This is a genomic window from Streptomyces sp. NPDC042201 (assembly GCF_055582185.1).
This window is the reverse complement of sequence record NZ_JBVJDS010000001.1, coordinates 94,388-111,819: the sequence shown is the minus strand read 5'-3', so window position 1 is coordinate 111,819 and position 17,432 is coordinate 94,388. Positions and strand designations below refer to the sequence as shown.

At 68.9% G+C, this 17,432-nt stretch carries 9 protein-coding genes and 3 pseudogenes; 5 read left to right on the top strand and 7 right to left on the bottom strand.

From position 1 onward, the window contains the following. Window positions 1–11: 11 nt before the first annotated feature. The 4 genes from ACZ6MZ_RS00495 to ACZ6MZ_RS00480 all read right to left on the bottom strand — a co-directional run bounded on the left by ACZ6MZ_RS00495 (window position 12) and on the right by ACZ6MZ_RS00480 (window position 4,664). Entirely contained in the window at window positions 12–2,069 is a 2,058-nt protein-coding gene (locus ACZ6MZ_RS00495) for a TerD family protein (protein ID WP_469349613.1), read from the bottom strand. Window positions 2,070–2,759: 690 nt separating this feature from the next. Beyond that, the gene (locus ACZ6MZ_RS00490) at window positions 2,760–3,293 is read right to left on the bottom strand and encodes an EF-hand domain-containing protein (RefSeq protein WP_469348923.1); all 534 of its coding nucleotides are present in this window, start codon (window positions 3,291–3,293) and stop codon (window positions 2,760–2,762) included. A gap of 190 nt (window positions 3,294–3,483) precedes the next feature. Continuing rightward, entirely contained in the window at window positions 3,484–4,269 is a 786-nt protein-coding gene (locus ACZ6MZ_RS00485) for a hypothetical protein (protein WP_469348922.1), read from the bottom strand. A 5-nt stretch (window positions 4,270–4,274) separates the two neighbouring features. Next, on the bottom strand, window positions 4,275–4,664 hold the full coding sequence (locus ACZ6MZ_RS00480) for a hypothetical protein (protein WP_469348920.1): 390 nt from the start codon (window positions 4,662–4,664) through the stop codon (window positions 4,275–4,277). A gap of 68 nt (window positions 4,665–4,732) precedes the next feature. Between ACZ6MZ_RS00480 and ACZ6MZ_RS00475 the strand changes: the two genes are divergently transcribed. Continuing rightward, window positions 4,733–9,388 (top strand): CHAT domain-containing protein, encoded by a 4,656-nt coding sequence (locus tag ACZ6MZ_RS00475; RefSeq protein WP_469348919.1) that lies wholly within the window; start codon window positions 4,733–4,735, stop codon window positions 9,386–9,388. A 51-nt stretch (window positions 9,389–9,439) separates the two neighbouring features. Here ACZ6MZ_RS00475 and ACZ6MZ_RS00470 read toward each other — a convergent pair whose 3' ends face one another. Beyond that, on the bottom strand, window positions 9,440–9,970 hold the full coding sequence (locus ACZ6MZ_RS00470; protein ID WP_469348918.1) for a MarR family winged helix-turn-helix transcriptional regulator: 531 nt from the start codon (window positions 9,968–9,970) through the stop codon (window positions 9,440–9,442). 88 nt (window positions 9,971–10,058) lie between these two features. Here ACZ6MZ_RS00470 and ACZ6MZ_RS00465 point away from each other — a divergent pair, with 88 nt between their 5' ends. Then, entirely contained in the window at window positions 10,059–11,186 is a 1,128-nt protein-coding gene (locus ACZ6MZ_RS00465; RefSeq protein WP_469348916.1) for an amidohydrolase family protein, read from the top strand. 397 nt (window positions 11,187–11,583) lie between these two features. Here the strand turns inward: ACZ6MZ_RS00465 and ACZ6MZ_RS00460 are convergent, their stop codons facing one another. Continuing rightward, on the bottom strand, window positions 11,584–13,728 hold the full coding sequence (locus tag ACZ6MZ_RS00460; protein ID WP_469348914.1) for an AIPR family protein: 2,145 nt from the start codon (window positions 13,726–13,728) through the stop codon (window positions 11,584–11,586). Between the two features lie 125 nt (window positions 13,729–13,853). On the opposite strand from ACZ6MZ_RS00460, the gene ACZ6MZ_RS00455 reads away from it, so the two are divergent. Beyond that, a protein-coding gene (locus ACZ6MZ_RS00455) for an IS5 family transposase (protein WP_469348911.1) occupies window positions 13,854–14,671 on the top strand; the annotation gives its coding sequence in 2 pieces (ribosomal slippage) (window positions 13,854–14,196 and window positions 14,196–14,671; 819 coding nt in all). 7 nt (window positions 14,672–14,678) lie between these two features. Here ACZ6MZ_RS00455 and ACZ6MZ_RS00450 read toward each other — a convergent pair. Then, window positions 14,679–15,506: pseudogene (locus ACZ6MZ_RS00450) on the bottom strand (relaxase/mobilization nuclease domain-containing protein); the annotation flags it as partial. 75 nt (window positions 15,507–15,581) lie between these two features. On the opposite strand from ACZ6MZ_RS00450, the pseudogene ACZ6MZ_RS00445 reads away from it, so the two are divergent. Together ACZ6MZ_RS00445 and ACZ6MZ_RS00440 are read left to right on the top strand one after the other, a co-directional pair. Next, window positions 15,582–15,800 (top strand): annotated as a pseudogene (locus ACZ6MZ_RS00445) (helix-turn-helix domain-containing protein); the annotation flags it as partial. Beyond that, window positions 15,797–17,023 (top strand): annotated as a pseudogene (locus ACZ6MZ_RS00440) (tyrosine-type recombinase/integrase); the annotation flags it as partial. The pseudogenes ACZ6MZ_RS00445 and ACZ6MZ_RS00440, both read left to right, overlap by 4 nt. Window positions 17,024–17,432: the final 409 nt, after the last annotated feature.

Sequence of the window (17,432 nt, the reverse complement as noted above, 5' to 3'; positions counted from 1 at the left end):
CGACTCCGGATTCACACCTTCACTTGTGGTGAGGGAGCGGACGACGGCGTACGGCGTGCCGTGAGCCGCTCGAAGGGGGACAGGTGAGCGACGACGTTTCCGTGGAACCGGTCCACGGCATCGTCGATGCTGCGGATGAATCCGGATTCGGCGCTGCCGCGGGTCGATCCCATGCCTTTGAACAACGACATCCGGAAGCCCGTGATCTGTGCGCCGTCTTTGGGAAGCATGTCCGCCGGCTCGGGGCGCAGTTTCTCGAGTGTGCCGCGCGGGCCATTGCCTCCCTCGACAAGGGTTTCGACGTGTAGATCTGCCGGTGCCTGGGCCAGGAGCCGGGCCAGGCGTTTGGCCGAGGCGAGGGGGTAACTGCCTTCGGGGGCCGGGACCTCGATGGAGACACGGATTCTGCTGGTCCGCAAATCCGCGACGATCGCGAGGACGCCGGGCGTCCCGTCGATGCGCAGCTCGGTGCTCAGGCGGCCTTCCTCGCACAGTCGGTCCGTGAGCAGGGCTCGCCGGGAGTGCGGGTCCGTGCCGCGTCTGGCGCGTTGGACAGGCAGGACCTTCTGTCCGAGTTCACCGCCCAGCCGAAGGCAGACCTGGCGGATCAGCCGCTCCCAGCTCTCGACAACCTCGGTGGCGCGCTGGTCGCCCTTGCAGAGAGTCTCCGTGTCGATACCGTTGCGCACGGGCACCCAGGCAGGACCCATGTTCTGAAAGCCGTGACAGCCGGAGTTCTCGTGCTGGAGATAGTGCAGCAGTTCCTGCAGGAGCCAGGCATGGGCGGTATTGCCCACACCCTCGTGGCGGATCAGCATCTGTGCCTGGTGTGCGACCTCGGCCCAGGACAAGTGCCACAGGGCGACCTTGTGCTTGCGCCGGCCGTCCGTCTTGACGGCCACCAGGGGACTGCCCTCGAGAGCCACGTCGTTGGAGAGGGTGATGACCGTCTCGTACCCGCGCCGAGCTGCGATGTCCATGTAGCTCTGGACCTGATCGGGCTTGAGCGGATTGCCATTGGTCTTTGTCTCGACCAGGGCAGTCCACAGTTTGCCCGCCCGCTCCACACGGATCACACCGTCCGGTCGCTTCGGGTTTTCTCCGTGGGGCAGGGGGACTTCGGTGAAGGTCTGCATGCGTCCGGCCGGTGCGCCGAAGGGGGCGGTGAGCCGGCGCCCGAATTCCGGTACCTCCGCCATCACCGAGAGCAGTACGGAGGTGGCGCGCACCTCCCGTTCCTTGTCGCTCTTGAGTGACGGTACGGGGAAGAGCCGCGCAGGCTTCCAACCGTCGTTCTCGGCCAGGGACTTCTTCGCCACGGCGGCCAGCGTGACCTTCTTCTTGGCGGTACGGGGGCGGCGGGCGCGCGCCGGCGGCGTTTCAGCTTCGACCGGCTGCGGGCCGCGTGCGCCCTGTGTGGGTAGGGCCACCGCCGGCTCCACCGATGGAGGCGCGACTTCGGCTGCGAGCGCCGATTGCGCTACCGCTACCGCTACCGCCTCCGTTGCGGCGGCATCATCGCTCTCGTCGTCCACGTCGATGCCGAAGTCCGTGGCCAGGCCGGCCAGTCCGGAGTCGTAGCCCTGCCCGATCGCCCGGAATTTCCATTCCTCGCCCCGGCGGTACAGCTCGCCGAAGATGAACGCGGTCTCCACGCTCGCGTCCGCGATGGAGAACCCGAGCAGTGTCTCGCCCACTCGGTCACTGAGTGTGACCAGCAGGTCGTCCAACTCGCCGAAGGGAGAGCCGCTGTCCCGGCTGGCCGCGACCACGACGCGCTCGACATCCTGGGGGACGGCGGTCAGATCAAGACTGATGCGGTCTTCGCTTCCACTGCCGGTCGGATTCTTCCCCAACAGCTGCACACTGCCGTCGGCCGCCGCGGGGTGGTTGTAGAAGAAGAAGTCGGCGTCGCTGCGCACCTTGCCGTTGCCGTCCAGCAGCAACACGGACACATCCGCGTCCCCGTCTCCGGCCGCGCTGCTCCAGCACAGGCTGACGATCACGGAATCCGCGGCATCGCTCAGCGATGCCAGGCCGACATTGGAACCCTTGGCCATCTGATACATACGGCCCCCTCCCAGACGCGCGGCTACGGGAGCGGGCCCACGCAGCCGCGAACATGCCTTTCTGTGACGCAACGGATACGTGTTGCGCACCCGTCGAACGGTAGCGCTCCCGGCAACCAGGTGAGGAGGAGTTGTGAAGATTGGTGCGGTTGAAGATGAGAAGACCCGGACAGCGTCCCCGGTGGGACCGGCCGGTGAGGACCGAACGGGGGCCCGGAAGTATCCCGGCTTCTTTTTCACGAGGTCGGCGGCGAAGCCGTAGCCCATGCCGTCCCAGCGTGCTTCAAGGGTGGTCAGCGTGGTCCAGGTGGTGCCGTCCGCCGAGTACTGGATGGCTGAAGCACCACGACGGTGGAGCTGTGAGCCCTGGTCTCTGCCACGAAGGGATCGTCGCTCTGGTGGGCGACCTGGAAGAATCCGGTCTCCCAGGGGATGTACTCGGTGCTGAAGCTGCCGTAGGCGGCCGCCGTCCACCAAGGTGTTGTACTCGCTGGTCGGCCCGAAGAGGATCCCGCCGGAGACCCCGGCCAGGGGCTCCCAGCCGTCGGCCGTCTGCTTTTCGAGACGCCCGGTGACCGTGACCGGCTCGTCCTTGGAGGAGTCGTCGTCCTTCTCGGTCATGGACTTCCCGCACCCGGCCTGTCGCGGCCGGCTGACGGCAACCGCTCGGCGGCGGTACGGCACGCGGTGTCAGGCCGCTACGTCTCCGACCAGGTGGTCTCCGGGGATGCCGGCTTTGTCGGGGCTGTAGTACTCCTTGATTCCGGTGGCCCAGACCGCCCGCGTGATCCGATCCGAATCCGTGGGACCGAAAGCGTCGAACAGGATGTGGATGTTGGCGAGTTGGAAGCCGATGGCCGTCATGAGCGCGACGAAGGCGGGCCGCTGGACGACCCCGTCGCCATCCAGGTCGCCCAAGGCGGAGAGCGCCTCGGCGAACTCGGAGATCGCCTCGTCGAAGCGCTCCGGAGAAAGGACACAGGCCGTGTACTCGTCGAAGCTGACCCTGCCGTCGTGGTCGGCGTCCAGCTCGCTGACCAAGGTCGTCCAGTACGTCTGAAAGGCGGCCAGCATGGTGCTCTTCGCGCTGTCGTCGGCGTTGGGTACCGCCTGGATCACGCGCTTCGCCATGGCCTCGAAATCCTCGGCCTCAAGGTATCCGTTGCCGTTGACGTCGAAGAGAGTGAAGACGAGTTCAACCCGGTCGAGTGCTGCCGTCCGCATGGTGAGTCACCTTTCGATCAACGGATTTCTTCTTGCTGTCTCAGAATCCGGGAAACAGCGCGTTTCACTATGCGGGGCGGTGGACGGGGCATCCGGAAAAATTATGAGTGTTCATCAGGAAGAGTGAACACTGCTGTTCCGTGGTGTGAGTTGCTCCCGAGGCGCAGCGCTGCGAAAGGTGATGGGTGCGCTACATGGCGAAGACCGCTTCGGTAGTGCGGCACAGCGCTTGTACCGCGCGGCGCAGCGACTGCCAGGAAGCCAGCCAGAGTACGACCCCGATGGGCGCGGCGGGCCACCACCACGCGCCGAGGACCGTGAACGCGGCGCTCCAGGCGAGGGCTTCACACGCCGCGTCGTAGGCGTCGCGAGCGTCACTCAGCGCGACGCGGGAGGTGTCCGGTACCGCGAGCAGCAACGCGGTCCACTCGCTCGCGATGTCGACACCCGTCTCCGCTTCGACGTGCGCCTCGGCGGCGCGGAACTGATCGCCCGACCAGGTGGGGGAGCCGGGCCTGGCCGATCCGGTACGGGCCCGGCGCGCGTCGAGCCGGTCGGCGCGGAGCTCCCTTCCGGCGGCGCGTGCCCGGACGGCTTCCCTTCCGATCTCGTCGGGATGCGCCCAGCGCCGTACCCGCAACGCGGTCAGCCGCCGGCCCAGCGGCATCAGCCACCAGGGCCAGGCCCCCGACGACAGCGCGCCGATCGCACCCGCGGCGAAGGGCACCGCGAACGCGGCGCCCACCACCGCCACCGCGAGGAGCACGAGCGACGCGGCGCCGTCGGTGGACATGCCGCCGCTCAGCCGCAGCGCGGCGGCGATCCGCTCGCGGGCGAGCCCGAGGTCGTCCCAGTGGCGCTGGCCGAGCTGCCCGCCGCCCACGGTCGCGACCACGACGAACAACGCGGCGGGCAGCAACCGCCGCAGGAACCACCCGTCGGGGATGCGCTTCTGGAGTTCGGCGAGCAGTCCCACTGTCCTCAGCCGCCCACCAGGCGCATCGGCCGTACGGTCAGGGCACACGTCGGCGTTTCCGTGGCCGTCCCGCCCTCGTGCAGGTCCACCCGGGCACAGCGGCCCGTGGGGCAGACCCAGCCGACCGACTGCGGCGTGGGCGCGGACGGCCAGTCGCCCACGCCCATCGTGGAGCGCAGGCCGAGCCCGCCGGGGATCCCGGCGCTCTCGGCCGCGTTGTGCAACGCACGCACCGCGTCCCGCCATGCGTCGGCGGAAGGGTCGGTGTCCCGGACGACCGCGAAGGAAGCGTCCCAGCGGTCCGGGCCGATCAGTTCGCGTACCGCGTCGACGTTGCGGCACAGGTACTCGACGGCATCCTCGTAAACCCTGCGCGCTTTCGCCCCGTCCCCCACCGCAGACTCCCTGAAAGCCCGGAAAAGCACTGCTACTTGACGTGCAATCAGACTACGTTAATTGGACGATGACTGAGCTTCATGAACGAGTTGTCGCACGCCTCGTAGCCGCTCAGAACGCCCGGGATCCCGCGCCGCTGCGCGGGGAGGACGCGGTGGGCGACGCGCTGGCCCTGCTGCGCGAGGCCGCGCCGTCGCCCGAGGGAGCGATCGATCTCGGCTCGGTCAGCGCTGTCTGCTGGACCTTCTGGCTCCGCCACCAGGGCCCGGAGGATCCGGACGCGCAGCGCAACGTGACGATCATGGTGAGCACCCTCGGATTCCTGTGCCCGCGCCTGTCCGCGGCCGCACAGCTTCCCGGGCCCTTGCGGGACGCCTTCGACCCCGCTGATCCGGCGCACGACGCGCGGTTCGCGTACCTGGTGAGCTCGGCGTACGGCGAAGCCGTCCTCAACTCGCCGGATGGCGGCCCGGACAGCGCGCCGGCTGGTGCTCCGGACGACGTGCTGGTCAACGCTCCAGCTGGCGCACCGGACAACTCGCTGGTCGACGTACCGGAGCTCGGGGAACCCGACCGGCTGACCGCGCTGGACCGCGCGCTCGCCTGGTCGGCCACCGCACACCAATACCTGCCGGAGGACCACGAGGGGTTCGTCGAGCTGGCGCTCCACACCCTCGGGCTCAACATGATGCGTTTCCAGCTCGCGGCGGATCCGGACGCGCTCGCCGCCGCGGCCCGGCACGCGGGAGCGGTGTGCGAGCGGCTGCCCTCCGTCGGGCTGAGTTCCCTCGGCCCGGCAGGCGCCGAGGCGGCAGCGCTCGCCCTCAGGACCGTGCTGGACGCGGCGCGGCTGCTCGGTGAGCCCGCGCTCGACGAGGTCGAGCGGCTGGTCGCGGCGGCCCCGGACGAGGCGCTCACCCCGGAGGCCGCCGAGGGGCTGAGCTTCCTGCGCACGCTGCACGCCGAACCCTTCTCCTGGCCGGGGGAACAGGACCTGCGCGTCGGCTCGCTCATCGCCGACGCGGGGGTGAGCGAGCACGACGCGAGCCGGATCGCCTGCGGCGTACGGCGGCTGCGCGCGGCGCTCGCCCACACCCCCGCCGGCCATCCGGCCCGTCCCCTCGTCACTGCCGCCCTGGGCAGGGCGCTCGACGCCTTCGCCCGGGAGCGTGGCGACGACGAGTCGGCACGGGAGGCGGCACGCGAGGCGCCCGAACTCCTCGCCACGGTCGACGTGACGGGCACGATGAGCGACACCGGCGAGGAACTCCTCGCCGAACTCATCGCCGCCGTAAGGAAGATGAAGGAGCTGCAGCCGGGCGACGATCCGCGCCACGTCCAGAACGCCGGGCTGTCGCTCGCCCGTGTGATCGAGCAGCTCAAGGAGCGCACCACGCGGAACGGTGAGCCCTCACCCGTTCCGGACATCGAGATCGAAATTCTCTACATAGCCACCGCGATCGGAAACCCCGACGCGATCTCCGATCTGCGGATCTCCCGGTACCGCGCCGCACTGGCCGCCCTGCCCGCCGACAAGCCGCACCGTCACGGCTATGTCGCCGTGCTGGCCGCTCTCACGGGAGCGCGGGCGCAGGCTGTGCGGGAGACCGAACCCGCCAGGGCGGCTCAACTCGCCGCGGAGGCACGGTCGCTGACCGACGAGGCGGCGGCGGGGGCCCCGGCCGACTTCCTGCCGCTCGGCCTGCTGCGCCGCGGTCGTTTCGACGTCGCGCTGCCCGTCGCCCTGTCGACGATCGGCACCGACCTACCGGACGGTGCGGCGGACGCGCGCGCGGCGGACCTGCGCACCATGGCGCCCGGACATCCTCTGATGGGCGCGCTGGCGGACATCGTCGACGGCATCTCTGACACGGCGGACGGGGAACTGGCCAAGCTGGGCTACCTCTTGTCCCGCCTCGACGACATCCGCCTCGATGACCCGGAACACCTCGCCTCCGACATCGCGGTCCTGCGGGAACTGCTCGCGGAGATCGGGGAGGACGACCCTTCCGTGCGGGCGCCGGTGGCAGGAACGCTCGGCAGTGCCCTCTCGGCCCTCGGCGCCGGACAGGGCGATCCCGCGACCTTGGGCGAGGTCCTCGACGAGGCCGTCCCGCTGCTGCGCTACGCACGCTCGCACACGTCCGATTTCCCCGGAGAGCTCGATCAGGTCCTCGCCTTCGCCCTCACGTTCCAGTCGATCGGGAGCTTCGACGCGGAAACGGCGCGAGAGGCGTCGGCGCTGCTCGCCTCGGCGGCCACCGAAGGGGCACCCGCCGACATCAACCTGGCGGTGTTGTCGGCTCGTACCGAATTCTTCAACGCCGTGCAGAACTATCTGTTCGGCCACGAACCGGGCCAGCTCGTGCGCGCCCGCGAGATCGCGTGGCGGCTCAAGGAGCTCACCGCCGAACCCTCCGCCGAGGCCGGGGAACGTCTGCCGGGGCTCGACGTGATGGGCGACGCCCTGCTCGACCTGGTCGAGAGCATCGGGCCCGGCGGCGGTCCGAAGCCCGACCTCACCGACGACCAGGTCGACCAGTGCCGTAGAACGTTCGAGGCATGTCCCGCCGACCACCCGATGCGGATCTTCACCGCCTCCACGCTCCTGCGGATGCTCACCCAGCGCGCCGTCGTGGTGCGCGGCGCCGACCCGGAGCACGGGGCACGTCTCGTGGCCGAGGCCGACGAGGTGCTCCGCGCCGTCGAGGAGGAGGCACCTGCGAGCTGGGCCGACACGATGCGCACCTTCATCGGTGCCATCGCTCAGGGACGTCTGCCTCCGATCCTCCCGCCGGAACGGCCGGACGAGGCCCCGCTTTCCCCGTTGGACCAGCAGCCCGGGGCCCCACTCCAGGCCCCGGTGAACGCCATGGAGGCCATGCTCGCAGTTCTCCGGACCCAGCCGTCCGGCGCCGCCGACGACGCCGCTTGGACCGGCCCCATGATCCCGGTGTGGATGCGTGCGCACGGCGAACTCGGGGCCGCAGCAGGCGCGTTAGGGAGGGGCCAACCAGTCGATCTGGCCCTGTCCCACCTCGAAGCGGCGGTCGAAGCCATGGCAGACATCACTGACCGCGGCAGCGACCAGCAGTCCGCTGAGCACGGCCTGACGTCGTTCGAGGGGGACATCCGCTCGATCATCGAGCTGGTCCTCCTGCGGGCCCTCGGCCGCGAGGCCGCCGCCTGGGCGCGCGACCTCAGGGACGAACTCGCGGCGGCCCTGCGGGAACAGCGCCCGCCGGCCGCCCTGCTGACGCCGGAGAGCCTCTTCCGCATCGTCGCGGGGCCCGACGTCGACCGCGCCACCGAGCTGCTCGAGCGTGGCCGCGGGCTGCTGCTGTCCCGGCGGATCGAGGCCCGTACCGATCTCAGCGGACTGCGGTCGGAGCACCCCGCACTGGCTGACGAGTTCGAGCGGCTGACCGACCAGCTCACCGCTGAGCCCGACCTGCCCGACCCGGCCCCCAGCGGGCACGCCGAGTGGTCCCGACTCGCCAGGCTCCGCGCGTCGCGGGAACTTGACGAGCTGGTGGAGCGCATCCGCACCCGGCCGGGGTTCGACGGCTTCCTGCGCCCGCTCTCCGTCGAGCAGTTACGCGCACTCGCGGCCGACGGCCCGATCGTCGTGCTCAACCACGCGCGACGCCACTGCCACGCCCTCGTCGTGACGGCCCGGTCGATCACCGCCCTTCGCCTCGAAGCCGAGTCGGACGAGGTCACGGATGCGGCGCGGCGGCTGCGTGACGCTGTCGACGCCATCAACGCGCACGGTGCGTCGAGACCGTCCCCGGCACAGCTCATCGCCGCCGGGGCCACGCTCCGCGAGACGCTGGCGTGGACCTGGCACAAGATCGTGTGCCCGGTCCTGGAACTCGTAGGGTCGCGCGACCCCGTTCCTGAGGCTTCTGACGCTCGTGGTGTATCTGGTGTTTCTGGTGTTCCGGACGAAGGCGGGTGGCCGCGGATCTGGTGGGTGCCCACGGGTTCCTTCAACGCCCTGCCGCTGCACGCGGCCGAGTGCACGCTGCCCGACTGCGAACTCGACGGCTGCGGCGCCGCGCTCGACGCCGTGGTGTCGTCGTACGTCCCCGGGTTCCGGACCCTGGCGTACGCCCGCACCCGGGCCGAGCACCGGGACACCGCCGACAACGGCAGCGCCCTGCTGGTCGCCTCGCCCGAGGACGAGTTGCCCGGCGTCGCGGCGGCGGCCGGCTACGCGGCCGGACTGCTCGGCGCGCGCGAGCCGCTGGTCGGCGCCGCCGCGACCCGCGAGGCAGTGCTCGCCGCGCTCGGCAGCACGCCGTGGGTGCACTTCGGCTGCCACGCGGCCACCGACCCGACGGAACCCTCCGGCTCTCTGCTCCACCTGCCGAGCGGCGAGCCGCTGTCCGTCCTCGAGATCTGCCGGACGCAGCCGCGATCAGCACGGCTCGCCTTCCTCGCCGCCTGCGGCACCGCGCGCACGTCCGAGCGGCTCTCGGACGAGGCCATCCACATCACCAGCGCCTTCCTTCTCGCCGGCTTCCCCACCGCGGTCGGCACGCTCTGGGAGATCGACAGCACCCACGCGGACCACGTCACCCGGGACTTCTACCGCAGCATGACGGCCACCGGCGCCGGCACCTCCGCATACGCCCTGCACCGCACCGTCCGAGAACTACGCCGCCGCATCCCCGACCGCCCCCACGTCTGGGCGGCCTACGTCCACGCAGGAACCTGAACGCGCCCGGCCAACCGAGACAAAAAGCGACTGAGACCAGGCAGTACCGCGTCAAGCCCCCGCGGCGGGCGGGTGGGTGGTGCGTCCGGCGGCGCGCGACAAGGCGTTCAACCCTCTTTCGAGGCCGTCGAGTTCCTCGGCGGTGAGGCCGGCGGTCAGGCGCGTGAGGGTGGCTGCGAGGTCGGTGAGTGCGGCGTCGACGACCCGGCGGCCCTCGCCGGTCAGGGTGATCCGGAAGCTGCGGCGGTCGGCCGCGTCGAGTGTGCGCTCCACCAGCCCGGCCTTGTCGAGGCGGTCGAGCCGCTTCGTCATGCCTGCTCGCGACATCATCAGCGCGGCGGACAGCGCCGACGGGCTCAGGGTGTACGGGGCTCCGGTGCGGCGCAGCGTCGCGAGTACGTCGAAGTCGCCCTTCCCGATGCCGTGGCGTTCGACAGCTCGTTCGCCGACCGGACTGATGACGTTCTCGGCGACGAACGACAGCCGGCCGACGATCGCCAGCGCGGACAGGTCCAGGTCCGGCCGTTCACGTAGCCAGTCCTCGGTGATTCGGTCCGTCAGGTTCGCGCCGTGGTCGGTCATGGCGGGCATTCTATTTGCTCGAATATAGTTAGCTGGAGTACCGTATTCTAGCGAACTATACTCTGGCGAAGTGATCCTGGAGGCCCCCATGCGAACCGCCCTGCGAACTCTCATACGTGACGTCCGCGTCTTCGACGGCGCACAGGCAGTCGCATGCGCTGACGTTCTCGTCGTCGGCGACCACATAGCCGAGCCGGATGGCCGTCCGGCGGATATCGAGGTCGACGGCACGGGCAGAACGCTGCTCCCCGGGCTGATCGACGCGCACACCCACACCTTCGACGGCAGCCTCGCGCAGGCGCTGATGTTCGGGGTGACCACCGAACTGGACATGTTCTGCCTGCCGCCGAACCTGGCGCGGCAACGCGCGCTGGCCGCCGCTCGCGACGACATCGCCGATCTGCGCAGCGCGGGAGTCCTCGCCACCGCACCGGGCGGCCACCCGTCGGCAGTCATAGCGGCGATTGCGCCCATGCTGGAGCGTCCCGAGGATGCCGACGGGCCGTTCGAGACGATCACGCACCCCGAAGGCGCCATGGCGTTTGTCGCGGCCCGGCTCGCCGAGGGCAGTGACTACCTGAAGGTCGTGATCGACGAGGGCGCGACGGGCCGGGCCCCGGTTCCCACCCTCGGCCCTGACACCGTCAAAGCCCTGGCCGATGCGGCGCGAGCCGCCGGGTTGCGCACCATCGCGCACGCGGTGACCGCCAAGGAGACCGCAATCGCGCTGGATGCGGGAGTGGACGGCCTGGCCCATATCTGGGCCGACACCGCTCCGGGCGATCCAGCCGCCGACGAGCTGGCCGAACGGGCCGCGGCCCAGGGCGTGTTCGTGGTCAGCGCGATCGTCAACTACGAGGTGAGCGGCGGCGGCAGCCCGGACCAGGTCGCCAACGCGAGGCACGTGGCCGGAGCGCTGCGCCGGGCAGGGGTGCCGCTGCTGGCCGGAACCGACGCCAACCCGTTCGCCCCTCTCCACGGCGACGGCCTGCACCGAGAGTTGGAACTGCTGACGCAGGCCGGCCTCTCCCCACGGGAGGCACTGGCCGCCGGCACCAGCGTCCCCGCCCGCCATTTCGGTCTGGCCGACCGTGGCCGCATCGCCCCCGGCCTGCGCGCCGACCTGCTACTGGTCGACGGCGACCCCACCCGGGACATCACCGCCACCCGCGCCATCACCAACGTCTGGCGGCGCGGCATCAGCCAGTCCCCCTGACGAGGCCGCCAGCACCTCCTGCCCTGCAGACCAACTAGGACGGAATACGTCGAAGGCCCCCGCTGCGAGCAGCGGGGGCCTTCGACGTATTGCCCGGTGAGAGCAATGGCGGAGGATACGAGATTCGAACTCGTGAGGGGTTGCCCCCAACACGCTTTCCAAATGTTCGCTTGGGTGTTCGGGGGTGGGTGGGAACGTCCTGACCTGCGGCATAGCCAGACCTGCGCTGGGGTGTGAACCCTGGTGGACGGCGGTGAATGAGACCAGAACTGAGACCGGGACACGAGTGTGTTGGAGGCCGCGGGCCACGCCGCTGAAGTGCATGCCACCCCACGGGCAAGACCGTCTGGGCCGAGCGCTCTCGGCCCACACGGTCTCGACCCGGGGGTGCTTGAACTTAGGGCTGGTCGTCTTCTATCGGCTCCTGCTCCGTGTCCAGCCGCCGCCACAACCGTTCCGCAATCTCGACCAGCGTCCCCTCCCCGGGTACCCGCCACTGCTTGGGTCCTTGGACAGCGCTCCACTGTTCCCGCCATTCGGCCTGCTGCCAGATGCGATTCACTAGCCCACTCGGCGAGTAGCGTCGGCCATCAGCCTCCCAGAGGATCGGCGCTTTGCGGTCGTTGAGCCAGGTGCCCCGGCGTCGGCGCGGGTCCTGATCGAGCCAGGCGCCGATGGCCCGCTCTTCGGTGTCACTGGGCGCGTAGGTCAGCGGCGTGCCGTCGGGGATGAGGTCGTGGTCCACGAGGAGGTGAATCGTCGGGGGCCGCTTCGCACGCTTCTTGCTGGCTGCCGCCACGAACGCCGAGAAGTCAGGGGTATCGCTCCCTGCGTCGAGCGTCAGCAAGACCGCCTGCACAAGCTGTCTGGACTTCTCCTCGCTGGCGAAAGTACTCGTGATGTAGCTCTTGTTGGTGAAGAGTTTGTCGACCATGCCGATCAGGCCGGCCAGGATACGCTGCACCTGGTCAGGCACGCCCTGCAGAATCGTGTCCCAATCGCTGTCGGGTTCTTCAATTACCTCGCTGCCGATTTGCTGGAACACCACATGCGCGGCCAGTAGCGCCCCAGTGTCCGCGATGGACGCCGCCCTCCCCGATAGCGTAGACCGGAGCTTTGTGAGCTCGTCCCGGATTTCTCGCAGAACCTGCACCGAACGCCAGATCTGGTAGGCGCTTGCCTGCTGCCCGAATAAGCGGGTATAGGCGCCGTCAGCGCCTTCCTTCCACAGGGCCTCGGTCGATCCCTTGACCCGGACCGCGAAGGTTGGATCCCGATACGCACAGGCCAGAGCGGTGGCCGCCTCGGTGACCGAGCAGCCAGACTCGGGAGCCGGGTCCATTTCTCCGCGCCGGAAGACGTACTCCTTGTCCAGTGAGAGCTTGAAGTCCTTCTGGATCTCGCTCTGAACCGGGTCAATAGCGATGAAGTCCCGGCGCTCCATGTGGTTCTGGGTGTTGGTGGCTTTGGTGACGCTTTGTGCGAACCCCTCAGGCGTCCCCTCTACAGAGACGATCCGCACAGAGACGTAGGCTTCGGCCACCGCGTCAGGGTCCTTCTCGAAGGCCCGGTTGGCTGAGGTGACGGTTTGTGCCCCGTTCACGACGCTCGCGTTGCGGAGAGTCAGGGAGATAGGCGCTCCGGTCGCCCGCTTCGCGAAGAATTCCCGCTCGATGGTGTCGCACTGCACCGTGATGCCGTTGTGGCGGTAGAGGAAGCCGTCAGGGTCCTCCAACATGCTGTCGACCAAAGTCTTGTTGACTCCCGTGAGCCCGAGCGACTTGCGGACGTTACGGTCGTAGAGGCGCTCGCCGTTGTCTGCGTACCACCGGGCAAGCTCTGCGGCGCTCACCTCACCAACGATGGCCTTGTAAGGGGTCTCGCGGTCGTGCCAGCCCTCGGTCATCTTCGCGGTCACACTGATGGGCTCTGGCTCCAGCTCTTCCCGAATGGCCCGGTGGAAGTCAGCCTGGTCCACCACTCGGTATTCGACGGTGCGGCCGAGTCCCCCGAATTCACGGGCTGCCTCATCCAGAATGTTGCGTGTCTCGGGTGAAAGCCGGCCGTCCCCCATCAGGGCGACGACTAGGTGCACTTTGCAGGTGGGCAGTTTGAGAACGCCGTGCACCCGGTCCCCGAGCAGCCGAAGGCGTTCATTGAAGTGGTCGAAATCCCGGTTATCGAGCTTCTTGAGGCCGTGGATGAGCTTGAGTGCCGCCTCAGTGTCGAAGCCTGCTGTCCCCGAGTTCTTCCATTTAGCCTGGATCAGCCAGAGTTCCGTCCCGGAAGCGGAGAATGCCACGGAGTCGATGCCGAAGTCGGCTCTGCCATCGATCACCCCAGCGGCCGCCTCGTCTGAGGTGCAGTCGGTCAGAATGCGAGCTGCCCTCGCCGACACAGCCCGGGATAAGAGAGCGGTCTCCCGCTCCATAGGATCCTTCTTCTCGAAGTCGTCCATTGAAATCCGGTCAGTGAACTCCCTCAGCAGGGCCTCACGAACCTGCCGAACCTCCAGCGGCATCCCCTGCGTGCTCTTCCTCATCCCCGCCCCACCACTCCCCTGGTCTCGCTCTGACCACCCAGCGTACCCAGGTAATGCAGAGCGTGGTGGTGAAGCTTGTGGCGCTTAGTCCGTGTCCTATGTGGGGGTGGCTCGTTGGGCTGTGCATGGGGCGGGGTACGTGGAGTTGGATTGTTCCGGATGGGCTGTGGGAGATCGCGAAACCGTTGATCCCACCGTCGAAGGTGCGGCCGCAAGGCGGCGGGACGCAGGACACGCCTGATGAGACGCTGTTCGCCGCGATCATTTATGTGCTGGTGAGCGGGTGTGCCTGGCGGGCTCTGCCGCCGTGCTTCGGGATCTCGAAGTCCACCGCTCACCGGCGTTTCGTGATCTGGTCCAGGGCGGGTGTCTGGGGGCGCCTGCACGAGGCCGTCATCGGCCGTATCGACGAGTGCGGGCTTCTCGACCTTTCCCGCGTGGTCCTCGACTCCGCTCATGTGCGGGCCAAAAAGGGGGCGAACTCACAGGCCCGAGTCCCGTGGACCGGGGCAAGCCGGGTTCGAAGATGCACGTCCTGTCGGACGCGGCCGGACTGCCCCTGGTCGTCGGTGTCTCCGCGGCCAACACCCACGACAGCCTCGGGCTGAAGCCCATGGTGGCCGGCCTCCAATCGAGACACGACCCTCAGAACGGCTGGAACTACAAGCCCCGCAAACTCCACGCAGACAAAGCATACGACGTGCCTGACCTGCGGAAATGGCTCCGCGGCAAACGCATCGGCGTCCGCATCGCCCGCAAAGGAATCGAATCCAGCGAGCGATTAGGGCGCCACAGGTGGGTTATCGAGCGCACCATGTCGTGGCTGACCGGCTACCGCAGACTCAACCACCGCTACGAACGCCAACCCCGCAACTACCTGGCCTTCCTCGGCCTCGCCGCCACCCTCTGCTGCTACCAACGACTCATCCGCCTCACCACATAGGACACGGTCTTAGTTGGGGCAGGGACAGGTCGGGGGCGATCTTCCCGCCGGGGTGGAAGATCTGTTCGCCGTTTTTGTCGAGGTCGCCGGGGCGTCCGGCCGCGTAGCCGAGGAGGTCTCCGGACGGGCCGCGCCGTGGCTTGACCGGGATGTCGTCGGCTTCGAGGTAGGCGAGGAGTTCCTCGGCTGTGGTGGCGTGGGGGATGGCGGCGCGGATGCGGTCCTGGAGCCATTGCCTGCTGGTCTGTTCCCAGCCGAGGCGTTCGGCCTTGTGCATCTCGGCCTGGGTGGGGCGGCGGGTGCCGGTGCGGTCGCCATTCTTCAGTTGCCGAAGGCCGTAGTCCTTCTCGATCTGCCGGCAGGCGTTGCCGACGCGGAGACCGCTGTCGTGCAGCTTGGGACGGCGGCCGTCCTCACCAACAGTGGTGGCGAGGATGTGGATGTGGTCGTCGGCGTGGCGTACGGCGATCCAGCGGCATCCCAGATCGTCCCCGGCGGGGGCGATTCCGGCGGCTTCCACGATGCGCTGGGCGATCTCGCCCCACTCGGTGTCGGAGAGGTGGCGGTCTTCGGGGGCGGCGCGAACCGGGCAGTGCCAGACGTGGTCGGTGACCGGTTTGCCGAACTCGCTGTTGCGCAGGCGGACCGGCGCGTCGAGGTGGCGGCCGAGTGCGGTCAGGGTCGCGTTCTCGTCGCGGCCGGGGTCGGGCATGCCGAGCATCGCGAATCCGGCGACGATGTGCGGGTCGAGGTGTTCGTCGTGGCGGCCAGGGCCGTAGAGGTAGGCGAGCAGGCCACGGGTGTTTGACCCGGACGGTTTGATGGCAGCGATCACGGTGGTCAGACCTCCCGCAGGTCGGCGGGCTCGCACAGAGCCTCGGCTATGAGCTCCAGCAGGTGATGCAGCTCGGCGAGGTTTCGGCCCGAAGGCGATACCACCCTCGTCGCCCTCACCGTCGCCGAAGCCGCGCGACGCATCGGCATCGGCCGCACGAAGCTCTACGAGTACGTCACCTCCGGCGAGATCGCCTCTGTGAAGATCGGCAGCTTGCGCCGTATCCCAGCAGAGGCGGTGAACGACTTCCTGGCGCGGCGCCTCACGGTTGACGACTTCGGGGCCGCAGCATGACCCGGGGCGGGACGGCGAAAAGCCGTCAGCCCAACGGCGCCTCGTCCATCTACCTCGGTAAGGACGGCCGCTGGCACGGCCGAGTCACCGTCGGTGTCAAGGATGACGGCATGCCGGACCGGCGCCACGTCAGCCGCAAGACCCGCGCGGAGGTCACCAAAACCGTCAGGGAGGTGGAGCGGCAGCGGGACAAGGACGCGGTGCGCAAGGCCGGCCAGAGCTGGACGCTCGAGACCTGGCTTACCCACTGGGTCGAGGACATCGCAGCGCCGAACGTCTCCGAGAACACCATCGACGGCTACCGCGTCGCGGTGAACCACCACCTCATCCCCGGCCTCGGTGCCCACCGCCTGGAGAAGCTGGAGCCGGAGCACCTGGAGCGCTTCTACAAGAGGATGCAGGAGACCGGTAGCGCTGCTGGCACCGCGCACCAGACCCACCGCACCATTCGCACCGCCCTCAACGAGGCGGTGCGCCGTGGCCACCTCACTCGTAACCCGGCCACGATCGCAAAGGCCCCGCGCCTCGAAGAGGATGAGGTCGAGCCGTACTCGGTAGAGGAAGTCCAGCGCCTCCTGGCAGAAGCGGGCAAGCACCGCAATGCGGCCCGCTGGGTGATCGCCCTGGCGCTCGGTCTCCGGCAAGGCGAGGTTCTCGGCATGCAATGGACCGACGTCGACTTCGAGCTCGGCGCGATCCGTGTCCGCCGAGGCCGTTTGCGGCCCCGCTACGAGCACGGCTGCGGCGACCGCTGCGGGCGCAAGCCCGGCTTCTGCCCGCAGAAGATCAACATCCGGCGCGAGACCAAGAACGTGAAGTCGCGAGCCGGGCAGCGGCCCATTGGCGGCCCGGACGAGCTGATGGATCTACGCCGTCGGCACAAGGAGGAGCAGGCCCGAGAGCGTGCCCTTGCCCGCGATCTTTGGACGGAGAAGGGGTACGTCTTCACCTCGCCCATCGGCGAGCCCCTGAACCCGAACACGGACTTCCACAAGTGGAAGGACCTGTTGAAGGCAGCGGAAGTCCGCGACGGCCGCCTCCACGACGCCCGCCACACCGCGGCGACCGTTCTGCTGATCCTCGGCGTCTCCGACGCGGTCGTGGACGGAATCATGGGCTGGGAACCCGGCAAGTCCGCGCGGATGCGTCGCCGCTACCAGCACCTGACCAGCCGCGTCCTCAAGGACACCGCGGACAAGATCGGTGGCCTCCTCTGGGGCAGCGACCCGGCCCAAGCATCCGGAGGCGTCGTGCCTGGCGCCGACCGGAGCCCTGTCCCCGCCGAGCTGGTGGTCCACGTCGCTCGTCTCGGCGGGCGGCGCGTGCCCTTCCTCCACCGGGAGCATGCTGCCGAGGTCGTTGCCCAGTGGAGCGAGGACTGGCCGGACCGCACGGCTGAGGTGGAGGAGTGGGACCGCGGGAGCTGGGAGCGTAACGGCCCCGATAGCGTGCGCGCGGTCCGCGATCGGATGCCCGAGCGGACCGTGGTCTTCCATGCCCGAGCGCTGTTCCTCCCCAGCGGAGAGCGCGAGTCGACAGCGCTCCCCGAACAGTGGTCGGTGCCGGCCTGGGAGTTCGAGACCGATGCCTACACCAGCCGCCTATCGGTCTGGCGCACGGTCCGGCTCCCCG